This window comes from Sorangium sp. So ce176 (assembly GCF_051519835.1).
In the GTDB taxonomy this organism is placed as follows: domain Bacteria; phylum Myxococcota_A; class Polyangia; order Polyangiales; family Polyangiaceae; genus Sorangium; species Sorangium cellulosum_G.
On sequence record NZ_CP150371.1, the window covers coordinates 10,914,871 to 10,930,353 of the forward strand.

At 74.2% G+C, this 15,483-nt stretch carries 4 protein-coding genes; all 4 read right to left on the reverse strand.

The genetic code is table 11. The features are described from left to right. Genes WMF42_RS41220 through WMF42_RS41235 form a run of 4 tightly spaced genes read right to left on the reverse strand, consistent with a single transcriptional unit; the run spans position 1 to position 15,476 of the window. A complete protein-coding gene (locus tag WMF42_RS41220) occupies positions 1–6,333 on the reverse strand; it encodes an amino acid adenylation domain-containing protein (protein WP_437688557.1) in 6,333 nt (2,110 codons plus the stop codon). Between the two features lie 3 nt (positions 6,334–6,336). Further along, positions 6,337–14,181 carry an amino acid adenylation domain-containing protein gene (locus tag WMF42_RS41225; RefSeq protein WP_437688559.1) on the reverse strand — a complete coding sequence of 2,615 codons (7,845 nt, stop codon included), beginning with the start codon at positions 14,179–14,181 and terminating at the stop codon, positions 6,337–6,339. Between the two features lie 9 nt (positions 14,182–14,190). Beyond that, a complete protein-coding gene (locus WMF42_RS41230) occupies positions 14,191–15,258 on the reverse strand; it encodes a TauD/TfdA family dioxygenase (RefSeq protein WP_437688561.1) in 1,068 nt (355 codons plus the stop codon). Continuing rightward, on the reverse strand, positions 15,255–15,476 hold the full coding sequence (locus tag WMF42_RS41235; protein ID WP_437688563.1) for an MbtH family protein: 222 nt from the start codon (positions 15,474–15,476) through the stop codon (positions 15,255–15,257). The genes WMF42_RS41230 and WMF42_RS41235 overlap by 4 nt, the downstream gene beginning before the upstream one ends. Positions 15,477–15,483 lie beyond the last annotated feature (7 nt).

Here is a 15,483-nt window from a genome sequence, read left to right on the forward strand (position 1 = left end):
TCAGTCCAAGGCTTCCAGGATGGAGTCCAGCTCGTCCGGCGCGAGCGCGACGTCGGTGAAGTCCGACGGCGTGTAGCCGCCGGCCTCGGGGGACAGGCAGTGCGCGATCAGCTCTCTCAGCGCGTCGCGCCACAGCGCGCTGACCGCCGCGACAGTCTCCTGCCGGTACCGCGCGGCGCTGTAACGGAAGGTCGCCTCGAGCCGACCGTCGTACACGGCCGCGTCGATCTCGATCTCGTAGGGGAGCGGGCTGCGCGGGTCGTGCTCGGCGCCGGGCGACTCCGCGGCCAGGGAGAACCGCGCGCCCGCGCCGACCACCTGATCCCACTGGCCCAGGTAGTTGAACGCGATGGCCGGCGTCGGCAGGCGGCGCAGCCGGTCGGCGATCGCCCCCGTTCCCAGCTCCCGCACCGCGCCGTAGGGGAGCCCGCGCCGCGGGACGCGGCGGAGCTGCTCCTTCACCGCCTTGAGCACGTCGCCCGGCGCCGCGTCCTTCGCTACATCGAGCAGCACCGGGTAGGCGCTCGTGAACCAGCCGACGGTGCGCGACAGGTCCAGGTCCTCGCCGTCGAGCGCCTCGCGCCCGTGGCCCTCGACCTCGATCGCCGCCACGCGCTGCCCGGTCCACCGCGCGAGCGCGAGGGCCAGCCCGGCCAGCAAGACCTCGTCGACGCGCGTCCGGTACGCGTCCGCCACGTCCTCGAGCAGCGACCGCGTCTCGGCCCCGCTCAGGCCCGCCTTGACCGTGGCCATGGCCGTCTCCGCGCGATCTCCCGCCGGCGTGTCGACCGGCAGCGGCGCCGCCCGATCCCAGGGGAGCCCGAGCCAGAAGGCCGCTTCTTCCTGGAGGACCGCGCCCTGCGCCGCGGCCTCGAGGCGCTCCGCCCACCGCTTGAACGAGGTGGTCCTGTCGGGCAGCTGCACCGGTGCCCCGCGGCGGGCCTGATCGTAGGCGGCCTGGAGATCGTCGAGGAGGATCCGCCACGACACGCCGTCGACGACGAGGTGGTGCGCGGCCAGCAAGAGCCGCCCCGGCCGGCCGGCGCCGAGGTCGAAGCCGACCACGCGGAGCACCGGCCCCGCCGTCAGGTCGAGGCTCGCCTGCCACCGGGACGCGTGCGCCTCGATCGCCCGCGGCAGGTCGGCCTCGGGCACCCTGGAGAGGTCTGCCCGGTGCGCGACGGCCTCGGGCTCGCCGGGCGCGTGCGTCTGGCGAAAGCCGCCGCCCTCCGGCACGTAGCGCAGCCGCAGGGCGTCGTGGTGGCCGAGGAGCGCCTCCGCCGCCGCCTGCAGGGCCGGCCAGTCGAGGGGCTCGGCGACCGTGAGCAGGAGCGCCTGGTTCCAGTGATGGGGGTTCGGCAGATCGCGCGCGAAGAACCGCCGCTGGATCGGGATCAGGGGGACATCGCCCGTCGCCGGCTCCTCCCCGGCCGACGCCGCGGCCGAGGCGACGCTCGCGGCGGCCGCGAGCTCCGCGAGGGTCTGGTGCTGGAACATCTGGCGCGCCGTCAGGCGGAGGCCCGCCTGCTTCGCGCGGGACACGACCTGGAGGCTCAGGATCGAGTCGCCCCCCAGCTCGAAGAAGTTGTCGTCGCGGCCGACGCGCTCGCGGCCCAGCACCGCGGCCCAGATCTGCGCGAGCTCCGCCTCGACGTCCGCGCCCGGGGCGGCGTCGTGCGCCGCGCCCCTGGGCGCTCCTCCGGCGCCGATCGGCGGCGCCGCAGCGATGGCCGCGTCGGCCGGCGGCGCTGCCTCGGGCGGCTCGGGCAGCGGCAGCTCGCCGAGCCGCGCTGTCGGCCGCGCCACGACCGCCTCCAGCAGCGCGCGGAGGTCGTCCGCCATGCGGCGGATCGTGCGCTCCTCGAAGAGCTCCGTGCTGTACTCGAACGAGCCGCTCAGCCCCTCCGGCCCGGTCGCCATATGGAGCGAGAGGTCGAACTGGGCGCTGCCCGGATCCACCTCGACGGGCCGGAGCTCGAGGTCGGCGAGCGGGAGCGCGCGCCGCGAGGCCTCCTGGAGCGAGAACATCACCTGGAACAGCGGGGTGCTCCCGAGATCCCGCGCCGGCCGGAGCGCCTTCACGAGCTGCTCGAACGGCAGGTCCTGGTGCGCCTGCGCGGCCAGCACCTCTTCCCGCGTCCGCGAGAGCAGATCCGTGAAGCGCGGGTCCCCCGCGAGGTCGGCCCGCAGCACGAGCGTGTTGACGAAGAGCCCGATGAGCCCCTCGACCTCGACGCGCGTGCGGCCCGCGATCGGCGTCCCGATGCACAGGTCCGTCTGCCCGCTCCGCCGCGCGACGAGCGCCTGGAACGCGGTGAGGAGCAGCATGTACGTGGTGACGCCCTGGCCGCGGGCGAGCGCGCCGAGCGCGGCGGAGAGCTCGCGCGGGAGCTCGAAGTTGTGGCGGGCGCCCCGGTACGACCGCGCGGCGGGGCGCGGCTTGTCGGTGGGCAGCCGCAGGACCGGCGGCTCCGCGGAGAGCCGCTGCCGGAAGTGCGCGAGCTGCCTGTCGAGCGCCGCCCCCGTGAGCCACGCGCGCTGCCAGCTGGCGTAGTCGCCGTACTGGATCGGGAGCGACGGGAGCGCCGCGGCGCGCCCCTCCGCGTCGGCGGCGTAGAGCTCCGCCACCTCGCGGACGAGGACGTTCATCGACCACCCGTCCGACACGATGTGGTGGAGGACGACGAGCAGGAGGTGCTCGCGCTCGCCGAGCCGCACGAGCGAGATACGGAGCAGCGGCCCGCGGCGGAGGTCGAAGGGCCGGCTGGCCTGCTCCTCGAGCAGCCGTAGCGCCTCGGCCTCGCGCGTGCCCTCGGGCGCGGCGCGGAGGTCCCCGGTGGAGAGCGTCACCGGCTGCTCGGCGTGGATGATCGCCACCGCCCGGCCGTCGCGCTCGTCGAACGTGGCGCGCAGGGACTCGTGGCGGCGGATCAGCGCGGCGAAGCTGCGCTCGAGGCGGGCCGCGTCGAGCGGCCCGAGCAGGCGCACGGCCGCCGGGATGTTGTACGACGCCGCGGTCTCCTCGAGCTGCGCGAGGAACCACAGGCGCTCCTGCGCGAACGACAGCGGCGGCGGGCCGCTCCGCGGCCCGGCGAGGAGCGGCGGCGCCGGCGGGGCCAGCGGGCCGCGCCGCGCCTCCAGGGCGGCGCGCGCCTGGGCAGCCACCGTCGGCGTCTCGAAGAGCGCGCGGAGCGGGAGCTCGACGTCGAGCACGCGGCGCACGCGCGAGAGGACCTGCGTGAGCAGCAGCGAGTGGCCGCCGAGATCGAAGAACGAGTCCTCGACGGAGACCCGCTCCACGCCGAGCACCTCGGCCCAGATCCCGGCGAGCAGCTCCTCGGTCGCGGTGCGCGGCGCGACGTGGCTGCGCGCGTCGCCGCCCTCGGGGGCGGGCAGCTCGCGCCGGTCCACCTTGCCGTTCGGCGTGCGGGGCAGCGCCGGCAGGAACACGAAGGCCGGCGGCACCATGTACTCGGGCACGCGCTCCGCGAGCCACGCGCGCAGCGCCTCCGCTGCGGGCGCCGGCTCCGGGGCGGCTGCGTAGGCGACGAGCCGCCGCACCCCCGGCCGGTCCTCCCGGACGAGCACCGCGGCCTCCCGCACGGCGGGGTGCTCGGCGAGCCGCGCCTCGATCTCGCCGAGCTCGATGCGGTAGCCCCGCAGCTTGACCTGGTGGTCCCGCCGGCCGACGAACTCGATCGTGCCGTCGTCGCGGTAGCGACCGAGATCCCCGGTCCGGTAGAGCCGGCGCCCCGGCGCCTGGCTGAAGGGGTCGGGGAGGAACGCGGCGGCGGTCCGGCCCGGCTCGCCCAGGTAGCCGCGCCCGACGCCGATGCCGCCCACGTAGAGCTCGCCGGTCACGCCGACAGGCGACGGGACGAGCAGGTGATCGAGCACGTAGAGCCTGAAGCCGTCCACCGGCCGCCCGATCGGGACCTGCGCCTCGTGCGCCGCGGGCGGGGCGGTGATCGCGTGCAGCGCCACGTCGTCCGAGCACTCCGCGGGCCCGTAGGCGTTCATGAGGGGCACCGCCGGGTAGCGGTCGAGCCACGCCCGGGCGAGCGCCGCGGGGAGCGCCTCGCCGGTCGGCAGGATCCAGCGCAGCCGCGCGAGCGTGGGCGCCGGCGGCGCGGGGTGCTCCAGGGCCGCGTCCAGCATGCCCTGGAGCACGGCGGGGACGAGCTCGGCGACCGCGATCCCCCGGCGCTCGATGTGCTCGAGCAGGCGGGCCGGATCGCGCGTGATCTCGTCGGGCACGATGTCGACCGTGCCGCCGAAGAGCAGGGCGGTGAGGAACTGCCAGACCGAGATGTCGAAGCACGGCGACGCCGTCTGCGCGATGACGTCGCCCGCCGCGAGGCCGAGCCGCGGGATCTTGCTCAGCATGTTGTTGAGCATTCCGCGCCGCTCGACCATCGCGCCCTTGGGCACCCCGGTGGAGCCGCTCGTGTAGATGACGTAGGCGAGGTGCCCCGGCCCGCCGCGCTCCTCCGGGTCCTCGTCGGACGAGGCCTCGTCGAGGGCGCCCTCGATGGTCGCGATCGCCGGCCGGCGCGCCTCGGGCAGCGAAGAAACGACCCTTTCCAAAGTCGCGCGGTGCCGGTCGCGCGTCAGCACGACGCGCGGCTCGCTCGACGCGAGGATCTGCGCCACGCGCTCGGCCGGGTAGGCGGGATCGATCGGCACGTACGCCCCGCCGGCCTTGAGCACGGCGAGGATCATGGTGAGCAGCGGGATGCCCCGGTCGTCGAGCAGCGCCACCCGCTCCTCGGGGCCGACGCCGCGCGCGAGCAGCGCGTGCGCCGCGCGGTTGGCGTCGCGGTTCAGCGCGGCGTACGTCAGCCGCCGATCCGCAGAGGACACGGCGACGGCGTCGGGCGTCCGCGCGACCTGGGCGTGGAAGCGCGCGGCGTAGGACGAGAGATCCTCCGGGGCCGCGGGCGTCGTGTTCCACGCGACGAGCGCCTGCTCTCGCTCGGCCGGCGTGAGGAGCGGCAGCTCGCCGAGGCGCGCGCCGGGCCGCGCGGCCATGCCCTCGAGGAGGGCGCGCAGGTGGCCGAGCAGCCGCGCGGCGAGCTCGGGCCGGACGCGCGACCTGTCGTAGGAGAGCTTGAGGGGCTGCTCGGCCTCGGGCCACGACATGAGCGTGAGCGGGTAGTTCGTGTGGACGCGGTCGCGGACGTCCCCGATCCGGAAGACGATCCGCCCCTCGCGGAGCGCGGGATCGACAGGCGCGTTCTCGAACACGAAGAGGCTATGGAACAGCGGCTGTCCGCGCTCGATCCCGCTCCAGCGCTGGATGTCCACGAGCGGCGTGTGCTCGTGCTGCCGCATCTGCAGGTTCTGATCGAGGATCGCGGCGAGCCACGGCAAGAGCGGCTTGTCCGCGGGGACCGGGACGCGCAGCGGCAGCGTGTTGATGAAGAGGCCCAGGATGGACTCGACCCCTGGCAGCTCCGGGGGACGCCCGGCGACGGTGACGCCGAAGAGCACCTCGGGCTCGCCGCTGTAATGGCTGAGGAGCAGGGCCCAGGCGCCCTGCACGATCGTGTTGAGCGTGAGGCGATGGCGCTGGGCGAGCACGCGCAGCGCGGCCGTGGGCCCCGCGCCGAGCCGGACCGTGATGTCGTCGATCTCGGCATGATCAGCGGCCGTCGCGCCTTCGGAGCGCTCCTCGAACCCGAGCGGCGTCGGGGCCCCGAAGCCCTCGAGGGCGCCCCGCCAGAACGCCTCTGCGGCCTGGGCGTCTCGCCGCCCTATCCAGTCGATGTAATCGCGGTAGGGGCGCGCGGGCGGGGGGCGGGGCGCGTCGCCCCGGACGAGCGCCTCGTAGTGAGCGAGGAAGTCCATCATCAGGAGCGACGTGCACCACTCGTCGAGGAGGATGTGATGGAAGCTGTGGATGAGCTCGTGAGTCCGGTCGCCCAGCCGGACGAGGCGCAGGCGCATCACCGGCGCCTTGCCGAAGTCGAGCCCTCGGTCGAGCTCGTCGCGGAGCTCCCTGCAGATGCGCGCCTCCTGGGCCTCTCCGGCGAGGCCCCGGTAGTCGAGCAGCTCGAACGGCAGCTCCACCGCCTTGTGGACGACCTGGAGCGGGCGCTTCTGGCTCCTCCAGACGAAGGAGGTGCGCAGGATCGCGTGCCGCGCCACCACCTCTCGCCAGCCCCGCTCGAACGCGTCGATCTGCAGATCGCCCTCGATGCGATAGCGGTTCTGCATGAGGTAGACGCCCGAGGACGGGCGGAGGAGCGTGTGGAACAGCATCCCCTCCTGCATGGGCGAGAGTGGATAGACGCTTTCGATGTTGGCAGAGGGATCAGGCTTGGTAGACACGGTTCACCTTTGAAGCTCGTCCAGGAGATCGCTCCACTCTTCCGCGGAGAGGCCGGCATCGGGGGCCTCGGGGGCGGGCGGCGGGGCGGGTGGCGCCTCGATCGGCTCGGCCGCCACGGTCAGCTGCGCCGCGGCCTCGGCCACGGTCGGGTGCTCGAAGAGCTGCTTGGGCGACAGGCGCAGCCCCCGCTGGGCGGCGCGCGCGATGACCTGCAAGGTGACGATCGAGTCGCCGCCCAGCTCGAAGAAGTTGTCCTCGACGCCGACCTGCGGGCGGTGCAGCACCTCCGCCCAGACCTCCGCGAGGATCCGCTCCGCCTCGGTCCGGGGCGCTACGTAGGGACGATGGCCGAGCGCCGCCGCCTCGGGCGCGGGCAGGGCGCGGCGGTCGACCTTGCCGTTCGGGGAGAGCGGCAGTCGCTCCAGGACGACGATCGGCGCAGGCACCATGTAGGCCGGGAGCGCCTCGCCGACCCACCCGCGCAGCGCCTCCGGCTCGGGCGCCGACCCGTCGCGTCCTGCCACGTAGGCGACGAGGCGCTTTCCGCCGTGGGCCTCGTCGCGCGCGACGACGACGGCCTCCTGGACCTCCGGGTGCTGGAGCAGGCGCGCCTCGATCTCGCCGAGCTCGACGCGCAGGCCGCGGATCTTGACCTGGTGGTCGAGGCGGCCGAGGAACTCGATGGCGCCGTCGGGCCTGTGGCGCGCCAGATCGCCGGTCCTGTAGAGCCGCCCGCCGGGCGCGGAGCCGAACGGATCGGGCACGAAGCGCTCCGCGGTGAGGTCGGGCCGCCGGTGATAGCCGCGGGCGAGGCCGACGCCGCCGATGTGGAGCTCTCCGGCGACGCCGACCGGCACGGGCTGTCCGTGGCGATCGAGCAGGTAGATCTGCGTGTTGGCGATGGGGTGTCCGATGGGCACCGAGGCGGAGGCGTCGCCTCGCGAGCAGGCCCAGGAGGTCACGTCGATCGAGGCCTCGGTGGGCCCGTAGAGGTTGTGGAGCTCGGCGTGCTCCAGCCGCTCGAAGCACCGCCGCGCGAGCTCCGCCGGAAGCGCCTCACCGCTGCAGACGATCCGGCGCAGCGACCGGCAGGACGACGCGCCGGGGGTCTCCAGGAAGGCCTGGAGCATGGGCGGGACGAAGTGCAGCGTGGTGACGTTGTGGCGGGTGATCAGCTCGACGAGCCGCTCGCCGTCGCGGTGGTCGCCGGGCCTGGCGACGACGAGGCCAGCGCCGGTCATCAGCGGCCAGAAGAACTCCCAGACGGAGACATCGAAGCTGAACGGGGTCTTCTGGAGCACCCGGTCTTCCGCGGTGAGCCCGTAGCGCTCCTGCATCCATTGCAGGCGGTTGAGCAGGCCACGGTGGCTGTTGCCGGCGCCCTTCGGTCGCCCTGTCGAGCCGGAGGTGTAGATGGTGTAAGCGAGGTTGTCCGGCGACAGCGGGGTCGCGAGGTTGCCAGTCGGCTCCCTGTCGATCTCGGCGCGATCGGCGTCCAGGCACAGCACCTCGGCGCCGTGCGCCGGCAGGCGCGACGCCACGGGCCACTGGCTGAGCAGGACGGGCGCGGCCGCGTCCTCGAGCATGAAGGCGATCCGGTCCGCGGGATACTCCGGGTCGATGGGCACGTAGGCGCCGCCGGCCTTGAGGACGCCGAGCAGCCCGACGACCATCTCGATCGATCGTTCGGCCGCGATGGCCACGAGCACGTCCGGCCCCACGCCGCGCCGCCTCAGCGCGTGCGCCACCTGGTTGGCGCGCGCGTTGAGCTCTCGATAGCTCAGCCGCTTCTCGTCGAAGATCACCGCCACGGCGTCCGGCGTCTGCGCCGCCTGCGCCTCGAAGAGCTCGTGGACGCGCCGCCCGTCCGGATACGCGCGCTCGGTCGCGTTCCACGCCGTCACGACGCGCCGGGACTCCAGCTCTCCCGGGAGCGACAGCTCGCCGACGGGCGCCTCGGGGCGGCCGGTGAGCTGCCGGAGCGCCCCTTCCACGAGGCCGAGAAGGCGGGAAGCGGCCTCGTCGTCGAAGCGCCGCCGGTCATGGGACAGGCGGAGCTGGAGCCGGGCTCCCGGGAGGACGGCCAGCGTGAGCGGGTAGTTGGTCTGGTCCGCGAACGCGACGTCGCGGACGCCGAGCCCGGGCAACCCCTGCTGGGTCCGAGGATCGGTGGGGTAGTTCTCGAAGACGAGCAAGCTCTCGAACAGCGGCTGTCCCGCCGGGATCGCGCTGTACGTCCGCGTCTGCGCGAGCGGCGTGTGCTCGTGGGCGCCGAGCTCGGTGATCGACTCCTGGAGATCGCGCAGCCAGCGCGCGACCGTGGCGGCCTGCGGCACGGCCACGCGCAGCGGCAGCGTGTTGATGAAGAGCCCCACCATGGCCTCGATCCCGGCCAGCGGCGCCGATCGCCCGGCCACCGTGATCCCGAAGAGCACGTCGTCGCTCCGGGCGGCCCGGCTGAGCAAGAGCGCCCAGGCGGCCTGGACGAGGGTGCTCGTCGTCACCCGGTGCTGCTGCGCGAAGCGCTGGAGCCGCGCCGTGGCCGACTCCGACAGCGCCACGATCTTCGCCCCGTACCCGCGCGCCCCGTCGGCCGACGCCTCGCGCGTCGCGCTGTCGAGGGGCAGCGGCGTCGCCGCGCTGAAGCCCGAGAGCGCGCCTCGCCAGAACGGCGCCTCGGCGCTCCCGTCCCGCTCGCGCAGCCACGCGACGTACTCGCGGTAGCGCCGGCGAGCCGACAGCGCGGCCGGGCGTCCGCTGCGCAGGGCGTCGTACGCGGTGAAGGCGTCTCGCAGCACGAGGGACGCCGCCCACCCGTCGAGGAGCAGGTGATGGTGGCTCCAGAGCACGTGGTACGCCTCCTCCCCGAGGCGCAGGAGCGAGACGCGCATCAGCGGGCCCCGCGCCAGATCGAAGCCCCTCGCGCGATCCGCGTCGGTGCGGGCGGCCATCCGCGCCTGCTGCTCCTCGGCGCCGGCGCCGCGGAGGTCCTCGAGCTCGATCTCCACCGCCTCGACCGCGCCCCCGCGACGCACGACCTGGAGCGGCTCGTCGGCGCCTTCCCACACGAAGGTCGACCGCAGGACGCCGTGGTGCTGGACCACGGCCTCCCAGGCCCTGCGGAACGCGTCGACGTCGAGCGCCCCCTCCAGCCTGCACGTCACCTGCTCGACGTAGACGCCGGAGCCGGGCTCCCACAGGCTGTGGAAGAGCAGCCCCTGCTGCAGCGGGCTCAGGGGATAGACGTCCTCGACGTCGCGGCCGGCGCCCAGCAGGCGGTCCAGCCTGGCCTGGTCGAGCCGCGCCAGGGGGAAGTCCGAGGGCGTGGTTCCGCCGCTGTCCGGAGCGAGGCAGTGCGCGACGAGGTCGCGCAGGCGCGCCGTGAAGTCCTCGCCGAGCCGCGCCATCGTCTCGGGCCGGTACCGGGCGCCGCTGTAGCTCCACATCACCCGGAGGCGCCCGCCGACGATGGCCGCGTCGACCTCCAGCTCATAGGCCCGCGGCGTGCGCGGATCGTGGGCGCGCCCGACGTCGCCCTCGGCGTGCGCGAACAGCGGGCTCGACGCGAAGAGGTCGTCCCACTGCCCGAGGTAGTTGAAGCTCACCTGCGGCGCGGCGTGCTCCCGGAGCCGCGCCGCGCGCTCGTCCTCGCCAAGGTACCGGAGCACCCCGTACGTGGCGCCGCCCCGCGGGACGGCGCGGAGCTGCTCCTTGATCGCCTTGAGCACGCCGTCGGGCGCCGCGCCGGCCGGGACCTCCAGCCGGACGGGGTAGATGCTCGTGAACCACCCGACAGTCCGCGAGAGATCCACGTCGTCGAGCGCGTCGCGCCCGTGCCCCTCCAGGTCGATGCGCACGGCCGGATCGCCCGTCCACCGCGCGAGCGCCCCGGCGAAGGCCGCGAGCAGGATCTCGTCCACGCGCATCCGGTACGCGGGCGTCGCCTGCAGCAGCGCGCGCGTGTCCTCGGCGCCGAGGAAATGGGTCAGGTAGACGGTCTCCGCTTCGAGCGACCCGCCGGCCGGATCGTCCGCGGGCAGCGCCGTCGTGGGGCGGCTCGCGGCGATCCACGCCTCGGCCTGCAGCGCCGCCTCCTCGGATCGGGCGTGCGCGCCCAGGCGCCGGGCCCACGCGCCGAAGGAGAGGGTCTCGTCCGGGAGCCGGATCGCCTCGCCGCCCTCGTGCTGCCGGTAGGCGGTCTGGAGATCCTCGATCAGGATCCGCCAGGACACGGCGTCGACAACGAGGTGGTGCGCGATCAGGAAGAGGCGGCCCGGGCGATCCGGGCCCAGATCGAAAAGCACCGCGCGGAGGAGCGGCCCTTCGGTCAGGTGGAGCTGCGCCTGGTGCTCGCCGGCTGCCCTGGCCAGCGCCGCTGCCTGCGCCTCGGCGGGGACGCCCGACAGGTCGACCCGCGCGACAGCCGCGGCGGCCGCGCCCGCGTAGCGCTGGCGCCAGCCGTCCGCCTCGCGCGCGAACCGCAGCCGCAGCGCGCCGTGGTGGTCGGCCGCGGCCTGGACCGCGGCCGTGAGCGCCTCGACGGAGATCCGCTGCCGCAGCTCGAGCAGCACGGTCTGGTTCCAGTGGTGCGGGTTCGGCCCGCCCAGCTCGAAGAACCAGCGCTGGATCGGCGTGAGCGGCGCGTCGCCGGCGAGCGGCGCCGCCGCGATCGACGCCGGCGCCAGCGCCGCCGCCGCTGCCGCGGCCAGATCGGCGATCGTCTGGTGCTGGAAGATCTGCCGGGGCGTGAGCGAGAGGCCCGCGGCCCGCGCGCGGGAGACGACCTGGAGCGCGAGGATCGAGTCGCCGCCGAGCTCGAAGAAGTTCTCCTGGACCCCGACCGCCTGCCGCCCCAGGAGCTCCGCCCAGATCCCCGCGAGCGCCGCCTCGGCCTCCGTGCGCGGCGCGGCGGCCTCGCCGCTCGGCGCTGCCGGCGCCGGCAGCGCGCGCCTGTCGATCTTGCCGTACGGCGTGTGGGGCAGCTCCTCCAGCACCACGAACGCCGAGGGCACCATGTAGTCCGGCACCTGCTCCTTGAGCGCGCGCCGGAGCGCTTCCGGCGAAACGTCCGCGCTGGCCGCGACGTACGCCACGAGGCGCTGCTCCTCGGGCCGGTCCTGCCGCACGATCACGACCGCCTCGCGCACGCCGGGCTGCTCGCCGAGCCGCGCCTCGATCTCGCCGGGCTCGATCCGGAAGCCGCGCAGCTTCACCTGGTGATCCACGCGGCCGGCGAACTCGAGCTGCCCGTCCGCACGCCACCGCGCCCGGTCACCCGTCCGGTAGAGCCGCTCTCCCGGCCTGTCCGCGAACGGATCGGGGACGAAGCGCTCCGCTGTCAGCTCCGGGCGCGCCCAGTACCCGCGCGCGAGCCCCTGGCCGCCGAGGTACAGCTCTCCGACAACGCCGGCCGGCACGGGCTGACCGGCGGGATCGAGCACGTACGCGCGCGTGTTCGCGAGCGGCCGGCCGACGGGGACCGCCCACGCGTCGCGCGGGTCCGCGGCGGCCGACAGGTTGCTGACCGTCGCGGTCACCGTGGTCTCGGTCGGGCCGTAGGCGTTCAGCAGGCGGACGCGCGCGGCCTCGGGCGACGCGCGCCAGGCGCTCACCCGCTCGGGCAGGGCCGCCTCGCCGGTGATCACGATCTGCCGCAGGCACGGCGGGAGGGCCGCGCCCTCGCCGAGCCCCGCGACGATGCGGTGCCAGTACATCGTCGGCAGCACCGCCGCGGTCACGCCCCACGCGCCGCACGCCGCGAGGAATGCGTCGACCGACTCGAGCATCGCCTCGGTGCGCAGCACGAGCGTCGCGCCCCGCGCGAGGCACGGGAAGATCTCCTCCGCGCTCGCGTCGAAGCTCAGCGACGCGAACTGCAGCACCCGGTCTCTCGAGGAGATCTCGTAGACCCCGGCCGCGACGTCGACGAAGCTCGCGATCGCCCGGTGGGGGACCACGACGCCCTTGGGCGTCCCGGTCGAGCCGGAGGTGTAGAGGATGTAGGCCGCCTGCTCGGGCGCCGGCTCGGCCTCGATCTCGCGCGGCGGCGGCGCGGACGAGACCTCGCGGCGCACGCACGCCCGCTGCGCGTCGAGCTGGATCACCGCCACGCCGGGGGGCTTGTCGGCGGCCGCGCCCTCCTCGGCGATCACCACGCGGATCCCGGCGCCGTCGATCATCGCGGCGAGCCGCTCCCGGGGGAGGTCGGGATCGAGCGGGACGTAGGCGCCGCCCGCCTTCAGCACGCCGAGCACGGCGGCGATCATCCCGATCGAGCGCGGAAGGCAGAGGCCCACGCGGACCTCCGGCCCGACCCCTCGCCGCCGGAGGAGCTGCGCGAGCTGGTCGGCCCTCCGATCGAGCTCGCCGTACGTGATCTGCCGCTCCTCGTGGACGACGGCCGTCGCCCCGGGCGCGCGCGCTGCCTGCTCCTCGAACATCCGGTGGACGGCGCGCGGGGCCTGGCGGAGCGCCCCTGCCGTCCTCCACCCGAGCACCTGCCGCTGCTCCTCGGCCGCGAGCATCGGCAGCTCCGACAGGCGCGCTCCGGGGCGCGCCGCCGCGCCCGCGAGCAGGCGCAGGAGGTGGTCGGCCATCCGCGCGACAGTGGCTTCGTCGAGCAGGTCGGTGTCGTACTCGAGGGCGGCCGAGAGCCCGTCCTCGTCGGGCGCGACGTCGAGCGACAGATCGAACTGGGCGCCGCCCACGTCCAGATCGAGCAGCCGCACCCCGAGCCCCGGCACCTGGAGCTGCTGCCGGAGCACCGGCTGGAGCGCGAACATCACCTGGCAGAGCGGCGCGTGGCTCAGGTCCCGGACCGGGCTCACGGCCTCCACGACCTGATCGAACGGCGCGTCCTGGTGCGCCTGCGCCTCGCGCACCGCCGCCGTGACCTGCGCGAGGAGCCGCGCGAACGGCGGATCCCCGGACAGATCGGCGCGGATCACGACGGTGTTGGCGAAGCACCCGACGACCCCTTCGAGCTCGGCGCGGCTCCGGTTCGTCACCGGCGTGCCCACGCTGATATCGAACGTCCCCGCGTGGCGCGCGAGGAGGGCCTGAAACGCCGCCATCAGCACGGAGAACAGGGTCGTCCCCTCGCGCCGCGCGAGGGCAGAGAGCGCCTCGGCGAGCGCGCCGGGCACGCGGAAGAAGCGCCGCGCGCCCCGGTACCGCTGGGTCGCCGGCCGCGGGCGATCCGTGGGCAGCTCCAGCACCCCCGGCTGTCCCGAGAGCCGCCCTTTCCAGTAGGCGAGCTGGGCCTCGAGCAGCCCGCCCTCGAGGCGCTGGCGCTGCCAGTGCGCGAAGTCCGCGTACTGGAGCGCCGGATCGGCGAGCGGGGAGGGCCGGCCCGCGGCGAACGCCGTGTACAGCGCGGCGAACTCGCCGAGGACAAGGCTCGTGGACCACCCGTCGAAGGCGATGTGGTGAACCACCCAGAGGAGGACGTGTTCTTCCGATCCGAGCCGCAGGAGCGTGAGCCGGAGCAGCGGGCCGTTCGCCAGATCGAAAGGCCGCCGCGCCTCGCGGTCGATCAGGCGCCGGACCTCGGCGTCTCGCTGGGCGGGCGGCAGGGCGCCGAGGTCCCGCCGCTCGATCTGCAGCGCCCCTTCCGGCTGGACGACCTGGGACGGCTGGCCGTCGACGACGGCGAACGTCGTGCGCAGGATCTCGTGCCGGCGCACGATCTCGGAGAGGCACCGCTCCGCCACGGCGACGTCGAGCGACCCGGTGAGCCGCACGGCCGTGGCCAGGTTGTACGAAGCGCTCTCCGGCTCGAGCTGGGCGAGAAACCACAGCCGCTCCTGGGCGGAGCTCATCGGAAAAACGAAGACATCCTCACGCATGAAAGAACCTCAGGAGGCCTTGGCCCTGTACGGCTCGGCCATGGCGACAAGCACCTTGCGCGGGCCGCGGAAGGGCGCGCGCCCGTGGGCGACCAGCATGTTGTCCGCGAGGAGCACGTCGCCCTCTTGCCAGGCGAACTCCATGGCGAGCTGCCCGTACACCTCGCGGATCTCGTCGAGCGCGGCGCCCTCGATGGGCGATCCGTCTCCGTAGAGGGCGTTGCGGGGCAGGTCTTCCTCGGCGAAGATCGAGAGGAGCGCCTCCCGTGCGGCAGGCTCCAGGTTGGAGACGTGGAACAGGTGGGCCTGGTTGAACCACACCTGCTCTCCGGTGCGCGGGTGGGTGGCCACGGCCTGGCACACCTGGCGTGTGCGCAGCTCGCCGTCGGGCTTCCACACGCACTCGATGCCTGCCGCCCGGCAGAAGCGCTCGACCTCGGCCCTGTCGCTCGTGCCGAAGACCTTCTGCCACGGCAGGTCCAGGCCGTTGCCGTAGTTGCGGACGTACATCACCTTCTTCGCCGCGAAGCGCTCCCGCAGGCGCGCCGGGATGCGCCGGAAGACCTCGCGGCTGTCCGCGATCGGGGTGCTGCCGCCCTCGGGCGCGGCCTGCGCGCAGTGGAACCAGATCTTGAGCGGCCAATCGAGCGTGTACGACTGCTCGTTGTGAAGGGGGATGTGCTGGTGAGCGGGGTACTCCGTCGACGTGTAGATGCGGTCCTGCACGTGGGAGCGCGGCGTCGACCCGAACGTGTAGTCGAGGAGCTCCGGCGTCACGAGCCGGACGAACGCGTGGAAGTCGGCGAGCGATCGGACAGGGAAGCCGCGGAACAGGACGGCTCCGTGCCGGAACAGGTCCTCTTCCGCGCACGCCCGGATGGCCGCGGCGAGCGCGGGGACGCGGGAGACGTCGGAGACGTCCCCGCGCTCGATCGGGCTGACGACGAGCGGCAGCGGGCCGCCGGGGAAGCAGGAGCGCAAGAGGCCTGCCGCCCCGCCCCGCGCGGCGTCATCCGGCGACTCCCGCGTTGTCTCCCGCGACGCCTCCCGCGTTGCCTGAGCGCTCGAGTCGTTCACGACCGCTCTCCCTCCTCCATCCGCTTTCGCAGGCTGAGCGGCCGCATGTCGGTCCAGACCTCCTTGATGTGCTCGAGGCACTCGGCCTTCGTCCCGCTCTTGCCCGCGTCGCGCCAGCCGAGGGGGTTCTCCCGGTACTCGGGCCATATCGAGTACTGCTCCTCGTGGTTCACGACGACTTTGTAAATGGTGTTGTCTTCATGCTCTTCGCTGGCCATGGACTCC

Coding starts and splice junctions, on each gene's coding strand:
- WMF42_RS41225 (WP_437688559.1), bottom strand. CDS start 14,181: ATGCGTGAGGATGTCTTCGTTTTTCCGATGAGCTCCGCCCAGGAGCGG.
- WMF42_RS41235 (WP_437688563.1), bottom strand. CDS start 15,476: ATGGCCAGCGAAGAGCATGAAGACAACACCATTTACAAAGTCGTCGTG.